This window comes from Micromonospora fluostatini, from assembly GCF_050410825.1.
Classification (GTDB): Bacteria; Actinomycetota; Actinomycetes; order Mycobacteriales; family Micromonosporaceae; genus Micromonospora; species Micromonospora rosaria.
Window position 1 is genome coordinate 795626 of the sequence record NZ_CP191251.1, and the last position, 17182, is coordinate 812807.

Sequence of the window (17182 nt, forward strand, 5' to 3'; positions counted from 1 at the left end):
GGATTCGACCCGGGGGTGTTCGGAGCGGGACAGATCCCTCGCCTTCTTCACCCGGGAGTACACGGACCGTGGCCGACCGTTTGATCATCCGTGGCGCACGCGAGCACAACCTGCGTGACGTCAGCCTCGACCTGCCCCGGGACGCCCTCATCGTGTTCACCGGGCTCTCCGGCTCGGGCAAGTCGAGCCTGGCCTTCGACACGATCTTCGCTGAGGGGCAGCGGCGCTACGTCGAGTCGCTGTCGTCGTACGCCCGGCAGTTCCTCGGTCAGATGGACAAACCAGACGTCGACTTCATCGAGGGGCTCAGCCCGGCGGTGTCGATCGACCAGAAGTCGACCTCGCGCAACCCGCGCTCGACTGTCGGCACCATCACCGAGGTCTACGACTACCTGCGGCTGCTCTTCGCCCGGGTCGGCGTGCCGCACTGCCCGATCTGCGGTGAGCGGATCTCCCGGCAGAGCCCGCAGCAGATCGTCGACCGGGTGCTGGCGATGACCGAGGGCACCCGGTTCATGGTCCTCGCCCCGGTGATCCGGGGCCGCAAGGGCGAGTACGTCGACCTGTTCGCCGAACTCCAGGCCAAGGGGTACGCGCGGGCCCGGGTCGACGGGGTGGTGCACCCGCTGACCGAGCCGCCGAAGCTCAAGAAGCAGGAGAAGCACACCATCGAGGTGGTGATCGACCGGCTCACCGTCAAGCCCAGCGCCAAGCAGCGGCTCACCGACTCGGTGGAGGCGGCGCTCGGCCTCTCCGGCGGGCTGGTCCTGCTCGACTTCGTCGACCTGGCCGAGGGCGACCCGGAGCGGGAGCGGCGCTACTCCGAGCACCTGGCCTGCCCCAACGACCACCCGCTGGCGATCGAGGACCTGGAGCCCCGGGTCTTCTCCTTCAACGCCCCGTACGGGGCCTGCCCGGAGTGCACCGGTCTGGGCACCAAGAAGGAGGTCGACCCGGAGCTGATCATCCCGGACCCGGAGCGCACCCTGCGCGAGGGGGCGATCCAGCCCTGGTCCGGCGGGCAGACCCTGGAGTACTTCCTGCGTCTGCTGGAGGCGCTCGGCGAGAGCGAGCACTTCGACCTGGACACGCCGTGGCGGGCGCTGCCGTCGCGGGTGCAGAAGACGATCCTGCACGGCTCCGGCGACCAGGTGCACGTGCGGTACCGCAACAAGTACGGCCGGGAGCGCTCGTACCACACCGGGTTCGAGGGCGTGGTGCAGTGGATCGAGCGCCGGCACACCGACACCGAGTCGGAGTGGTCCCGGGAGAAGTACGAGGGGTACATGCGCGACGTGCCCTGCGCGGCCTGCGGCGGGGCCCGGCTCAAGCCGGAGGTGCTCGCGGTCACCCTGGCCGGCCGGAGCATCGCCGAGGTCTGCAACCTGTCGGTGGGGGAGTGCGCCGAGCTGCTCGCCGGCATCGAGCTGACCGACCGGCAGAAGCTGATCGCCGAGCGGGTGCTCAAGGAGATCAACGCCCGGCTGCGCTTCCTGCTCGACGTGGGACTGGACTACCTCTCCCTGGACCGGCCGGCGGGCACCCTCTCCGGCGGTGAGGCGCAGCGCATCCGGCTGGCCACCCAGATCGGCTCCGGCCTGGTCGGCGTGCTCTACGTGCTCGACGAGCCGTCCATCGGGCTGCACCAGCGGGACAACCACCGGCTGATCGAGACCCTGGTGCGGCTGCGCGGGCTGGGCAACACCCTCATCGTGGTGGAGCACGACGAGGACACCATCCGCACCGCCGACTGGATCGTCGACATCGGGCCGGGCGCGGGGGAGCACGGCGGCCGGATCGTGCACTCCGGCTCGGTGCCCGCGCTGCTGGACAACCCCGAGTCGCTGACCGGGGCGTACCTGTCCGGGCGCAAGGAGATCCCGATCCCGGCGGGCCGCCGGCCGCAGACCCCGGGGCGGGACCTGGTGGTGCACGGGGCGCGGGAGCACAACCTGCGCAACCTCACCGTGCCGTTCCCGCTCGGCCAACTCGTCGCGGTCACCGGGGTCAGCGGCTCGGGCAAGTCGACCCTGGTCAACGACATCCTGTACGCGGTGCTCGCCAACCAGATCAACGGCGCCCGGCTGGTGCCGGGGCGGCACACCCGGATCACCGGCCTGGAGCACGTGGACAAGGTCGTCGGCGTGGACCAGTCCCCGATCGGGCGGACCCCGCGCTCCAACCCGGCCACGTACACCGGGGTCTGGGACCACGTCCGCAAGCTCTTCGCCGAGACCACCGAGGCCAAGGTCCGGGGGTACGGGCCGGGCCGGTTCTCGTTCAACGTCAAGGGGGGACGCTGCGAGGCGTGCTCCGGCGACGGCACCCTGAAGATCGAGATGAACTTCCTGCCCGACGTGTACGTCCCCTGCGAGGTGTGCAAGGGGGCCCGGTACAACCGGGAGACCCTGGAGGTGCACTACAAGGGCCGGACCGTGGCCGACGTGCTGGACATGCCGATCGAGGAGGCGGCCGAGTTCTTCTCCGCCATCCCGGCGATCCACCGGCACCTGAAGACGCTGGTCGACGTGGGCCTGGGGTACGTCCGGCTGGGCCAGCCCGCGCCGACCCTCTCCGGCGGTGAGGCGCAGCGGGTCAAGCTCGCCTCCGAGTTGCAGAAGCGCTCCACCGGCCGGACGGTCTACGTGCTCGACGAGCCGACCACCGGCCTGCACTTCGAGGACATCCGCAAGCTGCTGATGGTCCTGGAGGGGCTGGTCGACAAGGGCAACACGGTGATCACGATCGAGCACAACCTGGACGTGATCAAGAGCGCGGACTGGGTCGTCGACATGGGTCCGGAGGGCGGCCACCGGGGCGGCACGGTGCTGGCCGCCGGCACCCCGGAGGAGGTCGCCGAGGTCGCCGAGAGCCACACCGGCCGTTTCCTGCGGCAGGTGCTCAAGCTCGACGGCGAGCCCACCGGCGCACCCTCCGCCACCACCCGCGCCGCCAAGGCCAACCGCACCCCCCGCCCCCGCCGCTAACCCACCCCACCCCCCTCTCCCCCCACCCCGCCCTGCCCCCTCCCTCCCCCTCCCCCCATCTCCAAGCGTCGATCATGGAGTTGGCGGCACCGGGAACGCCCGGAACCGCCGCCAACTCCATGATCGACGCGCGGAGGGGCGGGGGGAGAGGGAGGGGGTGGGGGTTGGGGGTGGGGTGGGGGTGGGGGACTCAGGGGGTTCACAGGGTTTCGGGGTGAACTGGCGGGGATGGTGGTGCGTGTACGGGGACAGGGGCCGCCCACGGATGTCGGCGACCAGAGAGGGGCAACACATGAGCGACGACCAGGTGACCGCCGGGCCGGGTACCCAGACCCGCCGGACGCTCCTCGCGGGAGCCGGTGCGGTCGGGGCGGCGGTGGTGCTGACCGCCTGTGGCCGGGAGCGGCCGGTGGCCAACGCCCCCGAGTCGGGCGGGTCCGGCGACGGCGGCCCGACCAGCGGCGGTGAGAACGGCGCTCCGGCGCTGGCGACGACCGGCGACATCCCGGTCGGCGGCGGGAAGATCCTCGCCCAGCAGGGCGTGGTGATCACCCAGCCCACGGCGGGGGAGTTCAAGGGCTTCGACCCGATCTGCACCCACCAGGGGTGCCCGGTGTCGAACGTCGACGGCGGCACGATCAACTGCACCTGCCACAACAGCAGCTTCTCGATCACCGACGGCTCGGTCCAGTCCGGTCCGGCGACCCGGCCGCTGGCCGAGAAGCAACTGCGGATCTCCGGGGAGAACATCTCCCTGGCCTGACCGGCCTCCGGTCCGCGACGGGCGGCGTGCGCGGCCCGCCGGGGGCGGGCCGCGCCCGGCCACCCCTGCCTCTTCTCCGGCGGGTCAGCGCGCGTCGCTGGTGACGGTGGTGGTCGGCGGGGGTGCTACCAGGTCGGCCCCGGCGCGCAGCGCGGTGGCCGGCAGGGCCCGCTCCAGCGCCAGGATGCCGAGGATGCTGGCCGCGTTCACCCCGGCCAGGGCCAGCCAGGGTACGGCGGTGCCGACCTCGTACAGGGTGGCGAAGAAGGCCGGCGCGATCATCGAGGCGATGGTGAAGGAGTACTGGAACGCCGCGAGGTAGCGGCCCCGGGCCGCCGGTGGGGCCGCTGCGGCGGCCAGGCCCGCCGACGCGGGGGCGTGGAGCAGTTCGGCGGCAGAGAAGAGCAGGGCACCGGCGACCAGGAGCGCGGCGGCCAGCACCGGCCGGCCCGGACCGGCGGTGGCGAAGACCAGCCCCCAGGCGGTGTACAGGACGGCGGCCAGCACGATCGTGCGGGTGCGCCGGTGCCGTTGCGCCCGGATGCCCACCGGCGCGGAGAGCACCGCGACGGTCAGCGCGTTCCCGGCCAGGATCGCCGAGGTGAGCCAGGCCGGTCCCCGGACGTCGTCGAGCACCACGGTCGGCAGGGCCAGCCCGAGCATCATGTTGCTCATCGCGTACGCGGTGTTCAGGGCGATCAGCGCGAGGAACGGGCGGTCCCGCAGCAGCCCGGCGTACCCGTCGGCGCGGCGGTCGGCCCCGGGTGCGGGCCGGGTGGCCGGGGTCCGGACGAAACCGGCGAGCAGCGCCGCCGCCAGGGCGAAACAGGCCGCCGCCGCGTACGCCACGCCCCGGTAGGTGGCCTCCCGGCCGTCGGCGACCACGAACCCGGTGACCAGGCCGCCCACCGCCAGGCCGGCGGTGCGGGCGCCGTTGCTCACCGCGTACCAGGTGTCCCGGGTCCAGGACCCGGCGCTGCCGTCGGCGTAGTCGGCCACGGCGGTGAAGACCGCCGACCAGAAGAACCGGACGCCGACGGCGACCAGGGTCGCCGAGGCGAGCACCCCGACCGGGCCCTGCACCCAGGCGTAGGCGAGGAAGCCGACGGCCTGGAGCAGTTGCGAGCCGACCACCACCGGCAGCGCGCCGAACCGGTCGGCGAGGGTGCCCGCCCACAGCGGCACCGGCAGGGTGACCACGTTCGCCACGCTGAGCAGCACCCCGAGCAGGGCCAGCGGCACCTCGGTCAGCTCGCGGAAGTAGACCAGCGACAGCGGCAGGAACAGGCCGTTGCCGATCGAGTCGACGGTCAGCGCCGCGACCAGGACGGCACCGCCCCGGCTGAGTCCGCGTCCGGACATCGTCACCCTCCCGCCGTCACCGGCCGCGAGGGAATCTACCGAGCCGGCCGCATCGGAGCAGCCGAATATCCGATCGGCTCCCGACCGGGCGGTGGGCCGACGCGGGTCGCCCCGCGCCGGCCCACCGGGGACGCCAGGTCAGTGGGAGTGGACCGACATCTCCCAGAGCGAGACACCGTGCGACGTGCCCCGGGTCAGCGCCCGCATCCGCACGTACCGGGCCGTCTCGGTGGGGAAGACGGCCAGGTCGGTGCCGCCGTCGCCGACCGTGGTCGACCAGGCGGTCCGCCAGGTGGTGCCGTCGCCGGAGAGCTCGATCCGGTACGACCGGCCGTGGGCCGCCTCCCAGGCCAGCACCACCCGCCCGACCGGTCGGGCCGCGCCCAGGTCGACGGTGAGCCACTGGTCGTCGGCCCAGTCGCTGGCCCACCGGGTGGCCAGGTTCCGGTCGACGGCCCGCGCGGCGGGGTTGCCGAACTGGCTGCTGGAGGCGGTCACCGGGCGGCCGGCGGCGAGGTTGGTCAGGTCGTCGCCCTGCTTCGCCGGGAAGGAGACGACCTGCTGGTAGGTGGGACGGTTCTGCCAGGCGATGGTGGCGTGCTTGATCCCGCCCAGCGGGGACTGGACGATCGCGTCGGCGCACCACTGGTCGCCGGCCGCGCAGGTCGCGTCGCCGGGGTACGTCGTGGTGGCCGGGGTGGTGGCGGCCGTGCGGAGGGTGTCGAGCAGGATCTGCCGGCAGCCGGTGAGGGCGCCGTCGCCGCAGAAGGCCCGGCCGGGGCCGCCGGCGACCGGGTCGCCGAGGACCGCCCGCAGGTCCTTGTCGACGTACCCCCACCAGCCGTACTGGAACGCCGAGCCCTTGTGCGTCTGGGCGGTGCTGGCCGAGGTCGGCAGGGTGGAGACGTCACCCTGCTGGTGGCCGGAGGGGGACTCGTTGACCTGGAGGGTGTTGACCAGCGCCTGGTAGAGGTCCGCGCCGAGCGGGGCCCGGAAGATGCCCCGGACCAGCAGCGGCCACCAGGCGTCGAAGGTACGGATCGCCTCGGCGTGCCGGTACACCTTCGAGCCCTTGGCGGTCTCCACCCGCAGCGCCCCGTCGGCCCGCCACGCCTTGAGCCGGCTGACCTCGGTGGCCAGTGCCGGGTCGGTGACCGGTTGGCGCACCAGCACCCGGATCAGCTCGTCGAGCACCTCGGCGCCGCGCAGGTCGGTCAGGCCGGCCTTCTGCACCAGCTCGGTGAGGGTGGCCCGGTCGTACGTGCGGCCGGCGGCGATGCCCGCCTTGAGCGGTCTGTCGAGCAGGTCGCCCCGGTGCACCGCGCCGAAGCTGAAGTTGCCGTCGGCGGCGCCGAAGTCCTTGGCCTGCTTGTTGTTCCAGCTGATGTAGTAGTCCTGGTTGGTCGACTGGGGGTGGGCCGACGCCGGGGCGTACCGGGCGGTGTTGGTGGCCGGGTCGAAGCCCTGCCACTCGTACGCCGGCTCGGCCTTCATCGGCAGGTTCGGGTTGGAGCCGGCCGCGCGCAGCGGGTTGAGCCCGGAGTTGAGGTACGCCGCGTCGCGGGAGTTGACGTAGAACCAGTTGAAGGCGTACTCGACGTTGTTCGCCGAGGTGAGGAAGGCGTCGGCGGTGGCCATCTGGGTGGGGTCGTTGAACATCTGGAAGCCGATCGCGGAGTCGGCCTCGTGCCGGTAGGTGGAGCGGAGCTGGGTGAAGGCGTGCGGTGCGCCGGCCACCGTCGCCCGCCAGCCGACCAGGCCGAGCTTGGTGCGCCGGACGACCAGCTTGTACGACCCGGCCGGGGTGCCGTCGGCGACCGTCGGGCTCCACCGGTTGACGTGCGACAGCTCCTCCATCGGCAGGCACTGGCCCCGGTACCGGTAGTGGTTGCTGGCCAGGGTGGGGGCGCTGCCGTCGGGGGTGCACAGCGGCACCGCGTAGGTGTCGGTGATGTCGTGCACGGAGGAGGTGGCGCTCCAGGCGTAGTCCTGGCCCCGGCCGAGCAGCACGTACAGGTTGAGGCCGGCGAAGGCGGCGCCCCGGGCGCTGATCCCCGGGCCCTGCAGTTCCTGCACCATCAGCAGTTGCGGGGAGAAGTAGCCGGTCTGCGGGCCGAAGACGGCGACCGGGTGGCCGGTGGCGGAGTGCGCGGCGGAGACCACCGCCGCGTTGGACATGCCCCGGTGCGCCGGGTCGATGGTCAGGCCGGACAGGGCGGCGGCCAGGTCGGCGCCCCGGGTGGGCGCGGCGGTGGTGGTGGCCGAGCCGGTGGGGTCGGTGTAGATCGGCTCGACCCGGGCGGAGCCGGCGTCGGGGAGCACCACGCTGGGCGCGTTCGGGTCGGCGTCGCCGTAGGGGAAGCTCTGCCCGTCGTGCAGGGTCAGCACGGTCTCCGGGTCGTTGCGGCCCCGGAAGCCGTCCCACACCCGGTCACCCTCGACCGGGCCGAACTTCGCCCGCGCGGCGAGGCGGACCAGCGCGGACTGCATCTCGGTGCCGCCCCCGCCGCCGAACAGGCCGCCGACCACCCCGGCGATGGCGATCAGGTCGGTCATCACGAACGGCTTCGGGCCGCCCGCGTTGGTGATGGCGTCGAGGTGGCCGGTGAGCACGTACTCGCCGGGGCAGTTGCGGTTGGCCATGCAGGTGCGGATGTAGGCGTTGATGCCGGCGATGTACTCCTGCACGTCGGCGTGGAGCTGCTCGCCCCGGGGGCCCTTCGCGCGCAGCGCGGTGACCTGGGCCGCCAGGTCCGCCTCGGTGTACGGCGAGGTGCGCCAGACGCTCTGTTCCAGGGCCCGGTTGCCGGGGGCGCCGCCGGCGAACGGGGTGAGGGTGCCGCGCCCGACGTGGCGCAGCAGGTCCATGGTGAACAGCCGGTCCTCGGCTCCGGCGTACCCGGCGCCGTACATGGTCCCGCCCCGGGTGGTGCCGGTGATGTGCGGGACGCCGGCGACCTTGTCGCGCACGATGCGCACGTCGGAGCGGGGCGAGTACTCGCGTTCGACCTGGGTGGGGTCGACGCCGAAGGAGGCGTCGTTGAAGAAGCTGCCGATCTGGTCGGTGCGCAGCCCGGCGTAGCCGTAGACGAGGTCGGCGTACTTGCCGAGCTGGTCGGCGGAGTGCCGGGGCAGGGTGCCGAGGGCCTGGTTGCCGAGGATCTCGACCAGGGTGGCGTTGCCGTTCTGGCCGGGCGGCAGGATCTCCGCGCACTCGCCGAGGCAGTAGTCGGTGGCGGCGAAGGCGCTGGCGGCGGCCGGCGCGGCGGTGGTGGGCGCGGCGGCGGGGGCCGGGGTGGGGACGGCGACGAGCAGGGCGGCGACACCGGCGGCGGTGGCGGCGGCCAGCAGGCGGCGCGGTGCGGTGGGTCGGCGGCGACGACCGCTGACGGTGGGGCCGGTCATGGCGATCCTCCGGGGGGTGGGGATCAGGCGGGGGTGTGCGGGGCGGGGCAGCGGAGCATTACATGAAGAACATTCAGTTACCGGATGGTAAGCGAACGGCGGTCGATATCGGAAGAAGTCAATCGGGGTGTCGCCGTTTGGTTACCCGCGAGTATTGAGTGGATCCCGTTCGCTCGATAACCTTCGATCCCCGCGCCGGTCGCCGGCCGCGCGTGGTCGCGCTGTCGAGAAGGGACACCCGGATGATCCCCGTACGCCTGCTCGCGTCCGCGGCGCTGCTGGCCGCCGTGGCGCTGCCGACCCCCGCCACCGCCGCGCCGGCCCCCACGCCGCCGGCCGCCGCCGGGCCGACCGCCACCTCGGGCACCTTCTCGGTGCTCACCTACAACGTGGCCGGCCTGCCCGAACCGCTCTCCGGCAGCAAGCCGGCCGTCAACACCCGACCGATCGGCGAGCGGGTCAACGGGTACGACATCGTGCACGTCCAGGAGGACTTCAACTACCACGCCGACCTGTACGCCACCGACCGGCACCCGTACCGCACCCCGACCAGCGGCGGGGTGCCCTTCGGTAGCGGCCTGAACACCATGTCGAACCACCCGTACGCCGACTTCGCCCGGGTGACCTGGGACCGGTGCAACGGCACCGACTGCCTCACCCCGAAGGGCTTCACCGCCTCCCGGATCCGGCTGGCCGAGGGGGTCTTCGTCGACTTGTACAACGTGCACGCCAACGCCGGCAGCAGCGAGGCCGACCTGGCCGCCCGGCGGGCCAACCTCAGCCAGCTCTCCGCGTACGTCGGGACCCACTCGGCGGGCAACGCGGTGGTGGTGATGGGTGACCTCAACGTCCGCTACACCCGCACCGGCGACACCATCCGTGACCTGGTCGCCGCCAACGGGCTGACCGACGCCTGGGTGCAGCAGGAGCGGGGCGGGGTGCCGCCGGCCGCCGGAAGCCCGGCGCTGACCTGCGACCCGGCGAACGTCACCGACGCCTGCGAGGTGGTCGACAAGATCCTCTACCGGAGCAACCGGCTGGTCCGGCTCGACCTGACCCGGTACCACACCGAGCACGCCCGGTTCCTCGACCCGGCCGGCGAGCCGCTGTCCGACCACTACCCGCACGCCGCCTGGTTCGGCTGGACCCTCGACGCGGGGCTGCGGGCCAGCGACACCTGGGGCGGCCCGCACGGCACCCCCTTCACCGACCTGCCCGCCGTCGGTCCCCGGGTCACCGGGCTGACGCTGCGCGGCGGCTCCCGACTCGACCAGGTCGGCCTCACCCTCGCCGACGGCCGCACGCTGACCCACGGCGGCACCGGCGGCACGGCCACCGCCCTCACCCTCGCCGCCGACGAGCACGTCACCGAGGTCACCCTGACCCAGGGGCAGCGTGCCGGACGGACCCGGATCTTCTCCGCCCGCCTCACCACCAACCACGGCCGTACCCTGGCCGCCGGCACCCCGACCCCGGCGGCGGTGACCTTCACCGCCCCGCCCGGCGGCCGGCTCGCCGGCTTCTTCGGCCGCAGCGGGGACGAGATCGACCAGCTCGGCGTGCTCTGGACACTGGGCTGACACCCGCGCCCGGCGGGCGGCTCGCCGTCGGGGACTGTCGGGGGCGGCGACTAGTCTCGGAGTGTGGCTGATCCGTCGACCTACCGTCCCGCCCCCGGCACCATCCCCGAGTCCCCGGGGGTCTACCGGTTCCGCGACGGCACCGGCCGGGTGATCTACGTCGGCAAGGCGAAGAACCTGCGCAGCCGCCTCAACTCGTACTTCGGCGACCTGCTCGGGCTGCACGAGCGCACCCGGCAGATGGTCACCACCGCCGAGTCGGTCGACTGGATCACCGTCGCCACCGAGGTCGAGGCGCTCCAGCAGGAGTTCACCTGGATCAAGCAGTACGACCCGAGGTTCAACGTCCGCTACCGCGACGACAAGTCGTACCCGTACCTCGCCGTCACCCTCGACGAGGAGTACCCGCGTCTGCAGGTGATGCGGGGCGCGAAGCGCAAGGGCGTGCGCTACTTCGGGCCGTACTCGCACGCCTGGGCCATCCGGGAGACGCTCGACCTGCTGCTGCGGGTCTTCCCGGCGCGGACCTGCTCGGCCGGGGTGTTCAAGCGGGCCGGCCAGGTCGGCCGCCCCTGCCTGCTCGGGTACATCGGCAAGTGTTCGGCGCCCTGCGTGGGCAGTGTCAGCGCCGAGGAGCACCGGCGGGTCGTCGACGGGTTCTGCGACTTCATGGCCGGGCGCACCGACAGCATGGTCCGCCGGCTGGAACGGGAGATGACCGAGGCCAGCGAGGCGCTGGAGTTCGAGCGGGCGGCCCGGCTGCGCGACGACGTCGCCGCGCTGCGCCGGGCGATGGAGAAGCAGACCGTGGTGCTCGGCGACGGCACCGACGCCGACGTGGTGGCCTTCGCCGACGACCCCCTCGAAGCGGCCGTGCAGGTCTTCCACGTCCGCGACGGGCGGGTCCGGGGCCAGCGCGGCTGGGTGGTGGAGAAGACCGAGGAGCTGACCCCCGGCGACCTGGTGCACCACTTCTGCACCCAGGTCTACGGCGGCGAGCGGGGCGAGGCCGACGTCCCCCGCGAGCTGCTGGTCCCCGCCCTGCCGGCGGACGCCGACGCCCTCGCCGACTGGCTGTCGGCCCGCCGGGGCAGCCGGGTCACCCTGCGGGTGCCGCAGCGCGGCGACAAGAGGGACCTGCTGGAGACGGTGGGCCGCAACGCGAGGGACGCGCTGGCCCGGCACAAGCTGCGCCGGGCCGGCGACCTGACCACCCGCAGCCAGGCCCTCGACGAGATCGGCGAGGCGCTGGGCATGCGCACCTCCCCGCTGCGCATCGAGTGCTACGACGTCTCCCAGATCCAGGGCACCGACGTGGTGGCCAGCATGGTCGTCTTCGAGGACGGGCTGCCCCGTAAGGGCGAGTACCGCCGGTTCATCGTCCGGGGCGCCACCGACGACCTGTCGGCGATGTCCGAGGTGCTGCGCCGCCGCTTCGCCCGGTACCTGGAAACCCGCGCCGAGACCGGCGAACTGGGCGAGGAGACCGCCGCCGACCCGGACCGCCCCGGCATCGACCCGACCACCGGCCGGCCGCGCCGGTTCGCGTACCCGCCGCAGTTGGTGGTGGTCGACGGCGGCCCGCCGCAGGTCGCCGCCGCCGCCCAGGCCCTCGCCGAGCTGGGCGTCGACGACGTCGCGCTCTGCGGGCTGGCGAAGCGGCTGGAGGAGGTCTGGCTGCCCGACGACGAGTTCCCGGTCATCCTGCCCCGCACCTCGGAGGCGCTCTACCTGCTGCAACGGGTCCGCGACGAGGCGCACCGGTTCGCCATCACCTTCCACCGGCAACGCCGCTCCAAGAGGATGACCGCCTCCGCGCTGGACGAGGTGCCCGGCCTGGGCGAGGTCCGGCGCACCGCCCTGCTGCGCCACTTCGGCTCGCTCAAGCGGCTCGGCTCGGCCTCGGTGGAGCAGATCACCGAGGTTCCGGGGGTGGGACGGCGGACCGCCGAGGCGATCATCCGGGCCCTCGGCGGGCCGGAGCCGACCGACCCGGGCCAGGCCGAAAACCGTAGTTAATCCGTATTACGGTGCTTGACCCGTCGCATCGGCGAGCGCAAACTCATCGATCACCGGGCCCGGTCCACCACTGCCCCGACTCGTCCCCGGCGCCGACGAATCGCCTGCCGGCCATTCGTCGCGACCGTGCGGTCAGCGGGCGTCCCCCACGAACGGAGACACCCCGTGCCCCAGCTTCCCGTCCCCGCCTCCCCGCTCAGCCGGCGCGGCCTGCTGCGCGGTACCGCGCTGCTCGGTGCCGCCGCGTCCACCGGCGGCCTCGGTGTCCTGGCCGGCGACGCCCCCGCCCTCGCCGCCCCGGCCGGCTTCCCCACCTACCGGTACGTCCGCGACGCGTTCAACCGGCCCCTGGTCTACAACCCGACCGGCGAGACGATCTTCCCCTGTGTCCGGGGCGTGTACGACAAGATCTCCGGCGCCCGGGGCCGGTACTACCTGTACTACGCCCCGCACGAGATCTCCGGCGCCCGGGGCCGGTACTACCTGTACTACGCCCCGCACGACGCGCCGGGCGGGATCTGCCTGGCCTACGCCGACCGGATGGAGGGGCCCTACACCGAGCACCCCGGCAACCCGATCATCAGCCGGCACCTGCCCGGGGTCACGGTCAGCCACGTCTCCTCGCCGCACGTCGTGTGGAACGCCCCGACCCGGGAGTTCTTCCTCTACTTCCACGGGGAGAACACCACCACCCGGGTGGCCCGCTCCCGCGACGGGATCACCTTCACCTCGCCGACCCCGATCCTGAGCACCCGGCTGGTCCCGAACACCACCGAGACGTCGTACGCCCGGGTGTTCGAGCACGCCGTGCCGGGGCTGGGCAACCGGTACGTGATGCTCTTCATGGGCGCGCACACCGTCCGCCCCGGTACCCGGAAGATCTTCTGGGGCTGGTCGCCGAACGGCTGGGACCAGTGGCGGTTCGCCCCCCAGCCGCTGGTCTCCCCGGCCGGGGACGGGCTCACCGACATCTCCGGTCCGCACCTGCTGCGCCGCAACAACACCACCTACGTCGTGTACCACGGCAACGACGGCCGGATGCGGCTGACCGAGGTCGGCAACGCCTTCGACCGGGAGGTCCACCTCGGGGTCTTCCACACCCCGGTGGCCTCCGACAACGGCCGGACCGCCGCGCCCACCTTCGGGACCGACGGCGGCGTGTCGTACATGGTCTACGAGGCCGGCGCCCGGCTCGGCGCCCGGATCTGCGTGGCCCGCGCGGTCTGACCCGGTGGCCCGCCCCGTCGCCCCGGGGCCGGTGGGAACCCGGCCCCGGGGCGCCCGGCGGGGGCGGCAGCACCGACGGATGGGCGGCCGGGCCGCTCGGGCCGTGGGGTGGCGGCCGGGCCGGCTGGGCCCGTCGGGGCTGGCGGGCCGTCGAGTGGACGGCGTGGTCGCAGGTGGGCTCAGCTGACGTAGCCCAGCCGGCGCAGTTCCGGCCCGGCGAGCCGCTCGAAGTCGGCCACCTGTTCGGCGGTCAGGTCGGTCCGGTACCGCCCCGCGCGGCCGGTGTACAGCGGCCGGGCGACGGCCTCGGCCGCCGGGTGCCCCCACGACCGGTGCAGCAGCGAGTGCTCGAACTCGGAGTGCCGCAGCAGCGCGTCGTCCCACCGCAGGCCGAGGAACTGCATGACCTGTTCCAGGGTCTCCTTCGGGGCCGCGACGAGATCCTCGTACCGGATCTCCAGGTAGCGGCCCTGCGGCGCGACGGTGTGCGGCCGGGCGACCACCTCCAGCCAGCCGCGCGCCGCCTCCGTCGCCGAGCGGTAACCCCAGGTCGGTACCGTCTTGAGGTGGCTGGCCGCCAGGTCCCGCCCGTCGCGGACGATGTGCACGAAGTGGGCCCGGGGCCACAGCCGGGCGTAGTCGTCCACCCGCTGGATCTTGCGCTGGAGCTTGATGCCCCACCGCTGTGCGCCGACCGCCCGCCGCCGGAACTCGCCGATGTCGTCGATGAGCCGGCACCGGTCCTCGAAGGAGGACAGCTCGGTGCCCAGCGCGTCCCGCGCCGCCGTGACCAGCGTCGTGAGGTCGTCGATGCCGACGCCGAACCGTTCGCACTGCTTGACGAAGTGCGCCCCGTCGTACCAGTACGGGTCGGCGGTGTCGGTGCCCGGCCCGAGCACCCGGGGGTCCCGCCGGGTCAGCAGGTCCGCCGCCGCCAGGATGTGCTCGCCGAGGTTGGGCGGGTTGGGGAAGTCCAGCTCGGGACCGACCACCAGGTCGGGGTGGGCGTCGAGGACCACGCTGAGCAGGGTGGTCCCGGACCGGTTCTCGCCGCCCAACAGGATGGGGTCCGAGGCGAAGGGGAGTGGGGTGGGCACGGCGCTCCTTTCTCGCGGGGGGAAGGGGAGTGGTGGTGCGGTCAGTCCGGCCGGCCGAACCAGGTCCGCACCGCCTGCGGGGTCGCCGCGAAGTTCTGCCCGGCGAACTCCACCGCCGCGGCGCGCAGCCGGTCATCGGCGTGGTGGTCCCCGGCCGGGGCCGGGCCGGCGTCGGCGAGCGTGGCCCGCAGGGCGGCGTGGGCGGCGTCGGTCACGGCCCGGACATCCTCGTCGCTGGTCGCCGCCGAGGGCATGAACCGCCCGCCGTACTGCATCAGGAAACCCCGCCGCCACATCTCCTGGAAGAACCGGGTACCGAGGTCGGGGTCGGCGAAGACGACGTCGAACATGGTCGGCCAGGACCGGGCGACCGCCGGCACGCCGTGGGCGGCGAAGACCTCGTTCAGGCCCGCCATCAGCCGGGTGCCGACCGTCCGGATCCGCTCCGGCACCGTGCCGTCGGCGTAGGCGTCGAGGGTCGCCAGGGCCGCGGCGAACGGGGTCACCTCCCGCTGGTAGGTGTTGCCGAGGTAGGTCGCCTCGTCGGCCTTCATCACCTCGGCGCGGCCCAGCACGGCGGAGAGGGCGAACCCGTTGGCCAGGCCCTTGCTGACCGCGATCAGGTCGGCGTCGACACCGGCGGCGGCGTGGTAGCCGCCCGGGGCGTACCGGAATCCGGTCATCACCTCGTCGACGACGACGAGGCCACCGTGCCGGCGGGCGATCTCGGCGACCTGCCGCAGGTGCTCCCTCGGAAAGAAGTTGACCTCGGGCGTCACGATGACCGCCGCGATCCGCCCGTGCCGGGACGCCAGGTCGGCGAGCCGGTCGAGGTCGTAGCCGAAGTCGGTGGTGTCCGGGTCGCGGTCGGCCAGGGCGAGGTGCGGCCGGTACTGCAGGTGCCAGTCGTGCCAACCGTGGTACCCGCTGGTCAACACCGGGCGGGCGCCGGTGTGCACCCGGGCGAGCCGCACGGCGGCGGTGGTCGCGCAGGAGCCGGTACGGAAGAAGACGGCCCGCTGGGCGCAGGGGAAGAGGTCGACCAGCCGTTCGGCGAGTTCGACGCGGAGCAGGGACAACGGTCCGGGCAGGATCCCGCCGGTGCGGACCATGGCCCGGGTCGCGGCCTCGACGACGCCGGGATGCCCGGCACCGAGCGGGGCGGCCCCGCTGCACGAGGTCAGGTCGAGGTACCGCCGACCCTGCACGTCCCAGACGTACGCTTCGGAACCCCGGTCCAGGACGATCGGGAAACGCCGGTCGAGATCCCAGGTGTCGGAGGCGGTGACCGCCCTCGCCCGGGCGAGGGCGTCGTCGTGGGTGGTGCGCGGATGCGTCGCCTGAGCCGTACGTCCGGTCACGGGTGGGCCTCCTCGTCGGGTCGGATCGGGGGTGGCGCGTCGGTGCCGAGCTGCGCCGCGACCCGGTGGGCGATGCGCAGCGCGTTGGCCTGGATGGTGAGGGTGGGGTTGACCCCGCCGGCGAAGGGGAAGAAGCCCCCGTCCACCACGTAGACGTTCTCCGCCTCGTGCACCCGCCCGTCGCGGTCGACCACCGAACTGCGGGGGTCGTGCCCGGCGCGGCACCCGCCGTGCAGGTGGCGGCTGCCCAGGTGGTGGTTCGACGACTCGGCGTGCACCTCGCGCACCCCGGCGGCGCGCAGCAGGTCGACCGCGTGGCCGGCCAGGTGGTCGCGGCGGGACTCGTCGACCGGGTGGGTGCGGTAGTCCATGACCAGGCGCGGCACGCCGAACGCGTCGCGCCGGGTGGCGAGCCGGACCCGGTTGCGGGCCCGTGGCTGGTCGCCGGCCAGGAAGTGCAGGCGCAGCGTCAGCCGGCCGTCGCGGTAGCGGTCCCGGACCGGGTCGGCCTCGTAGAGCATGCCGCCGAGCCCGCTGGGGATCTCCGGGTCGAGGTAGTAGTCGGAGAAGGCCACGCTGGAGAACGGCCCGTTCTCGGGGCGGCCGGTGTCGGGGGCCGGCACCCGCCCCCACCGGTAGCCGCTGACCTTGAACGACAGGCCGCGTCCCACCATGTCGTGCCCGTTGCCGAGCCCGTGGGCCGCGCCGGGCCCGGTGGAGCGCAGCAGCAGGGCGGCCGACTGCACGGCGTTGGCGGCGACGACCACGGCGCGGGCCCGGGTGGTGTGGCGGGTGCGGTGACGCAGGTCGAGCCACTCCACCGAGCCGGCCACGCCGCAGCGGGCGAGGTTGATCCGCAGCGCCCGGGAGGCCAGCCGGACCGACAGGGAGCCCTCGGCGACGAGCGGGTCGAGCAGCAGGGTGGCGAGGTCCGCCCGGGCCCCGGTGGGGCAGACGTGCTCGTTGCAGGGGCCGCAGCGGTGACACCTCGGCCGACCCCGGTAGGGGACGGAGGTGATGGCGAGGGGGGTGGGGAAGGGGCGCAGCCCCCGGACGCGCCCGGCCCGTGCCAGCAGGGCGCCCGCACGGCTGTACGGGTGCGGGGGCATCGGGGCCGGCCCGGAGCCCGGGTCCAGCGGGTCGGCGTGGTCGGCCCGGGCCACCCCGACGAGGCGTTCGACCTCCTCGTAGTACGGGCGCAGGTCGTGGTACGACAGGGGCCAGCGGGGGTCCAGCGCGTCGGTACTCATATATTTTCCAGCGTCAAAGTCGACTTTGCGATATCGGAACATGATCCCGCCGAAGAGAGTCATTCCGCCGCCGAGCGCCTGCGCGGTCCAGGGGCGACCGGAATCCGCGAGCCCGCCGTCCGGGCTCGGCG

9 protein-coding genes and 1 pseudogene are annotated in these 17182 nt (G+C 73.5%); 5 read left to right on the forward strand and 5 right to left on the reverse strand.

The window, feature by feature from the left end; genetic code table 11:
- Window positions 1–68: 68 nt before the first annotated feature.
- Window positions 69–2963, forward strand: a pseudogene (uvrA, locus tag ACQUFX_RS03675) (excinuclease ABC subunit UvrA); the annotation flags it as partial.
- 316 nt (window positions 2964–3279) lie between these two features.
- Window positions 3280–3750 carry a Rieske (2Fe-2S) protein gene (locus ACQUFX_RS03680; protein WP_428964621.1) on the forward strand — a complete coding sequence of 157 codons (471 nt, stop codon included), beginning with the start codon at window positions 3280–3282 and terminating at the stop codon, window positions 3748–3750.
- An 84-nt stretch (window positions 3751–3834) separates the two neighbouring features.
- On the opposite strand, the gene ACQUFX_RS03685 is transcribed toward ACQUFX_RS03680, so the two are convergent.
- Both ACQUFX_RS03685 and ACQUFX_RS03690 read right to left on the reverse strand, forming a co-directional pair.
- Window positions 3835–5112: an MFS transporter gene (locus ACQUFX_RS03685; RefSeq protein ID WP_428964622.1), complete on the reverse strand. Its 1278-nt coding sequence runs from the start codon at window positions 5110–5112 to the stop codon at window positions 3835–3837.
- A gap of 138 nt (window positions 5113–5250) precedes the next feature.
- Complete coding sequence (locus tag ACQUFX_RS03690; RefSeq protein ID WP_428964623.1) at window positions 5251–8517, reverse strand: penicillin acylase family protein; 3267 nt, start codon at window positions 8515–8517, stop codon at window positions 5251–5253.
- 242 nt (window positions 8518–8759) lie between these two features.
- Here ACQUFX_RS03690 and ACQUFX_RS03695 point away from each other — a divergent pair, with 242 nt between their 5' ends.
- From ACQUFX_RS03695 to ACQUFX_RS03705, 3 genes are all read left to right on the forward strand, one after another.
- Window positions 8760–10097 carry a jacalin-like lectin gene (locus tag ACQUFX_RS03695; RefSeq protein WP_428964624.1) on the forward strand — a complete coding sequence of 446 codons (1338 nt, stop codon included), beginning with the start codon at window positions 8760–8762 and terminating at the stop codon, window positions 10095–10097.
- 63 nt (window positions 10098–10160) lie between these two features.
- Entirely contained in the window at window positions 10161–12116 is a 1956-nt protein-coding gene (gene uvrC, locus ACQUFX_RS03700; RefSeq protein ID WP_428964625.1) for an excinuclease ABC subunit UvrC, read from the forward strand.
- Between the two features lie 165 nt (window positions 12117–12281).
- Entirely contained in the window at window positions 12282–13343 is a 1062-nt protein-coding gene (locus tag ACQUFX_RS03705) for a hypothetical protein (protein ID WP_428964626.1), read from the forward strand.
- A gap of 179 nt (window positions 13344–13522) precedes the next feature.
- On the opposite strand, the gene ACQUFX_RS03710 is transcribed toward ACQUFX_RS03705, so the two are convergent.
- Genes ACQUFX_RS03710 through ACQUFX_RS03720 form a run of 3 tightly spaced genes read right to left on the reverse strand, consistent with a single transcriptional unit; the run spans window position 13523 to window position 17051 of the window.
- Window positions 13523–14440, reverse strand: coding sequence for a sulfotransferase family protein (locus ACQUFX_RS03710; protein ID WP_428964627.1), 918 nt, complete (start codon window positions 14438–14440; stop codon window positions 13523–13525).
- Window positions 14441–14481: 41 nt separating this feature from the next.
- Entirely contained in the window at window positions 14482–15801 is a 1320-nt protein-coding gene (locus ACQUFX_RS03715; RefSeq protein WP_428964628.1) for an aminotransferase class III-fold pyridoxal phosphate-dependent enzyme, read from the reverse strand.
- Window positions 15798–17051, reverse strand: a complete 1254-nt coding sequence (locus tag ACQUFX_RS03720) for a GMC oxidoreductase (protein ID WP_428966849.1) — start codon at window positions 17049–17051, stop codon at window positions 15798–15800. The genes ACQUFX_RS03715 and ACQUFX_RS03720 overlap by 4 nt, the downstream gene beginning before the upstream one ends.
- Between the last annotated feature and the right edge of the window lie 131 nt (window positions 17052–17182).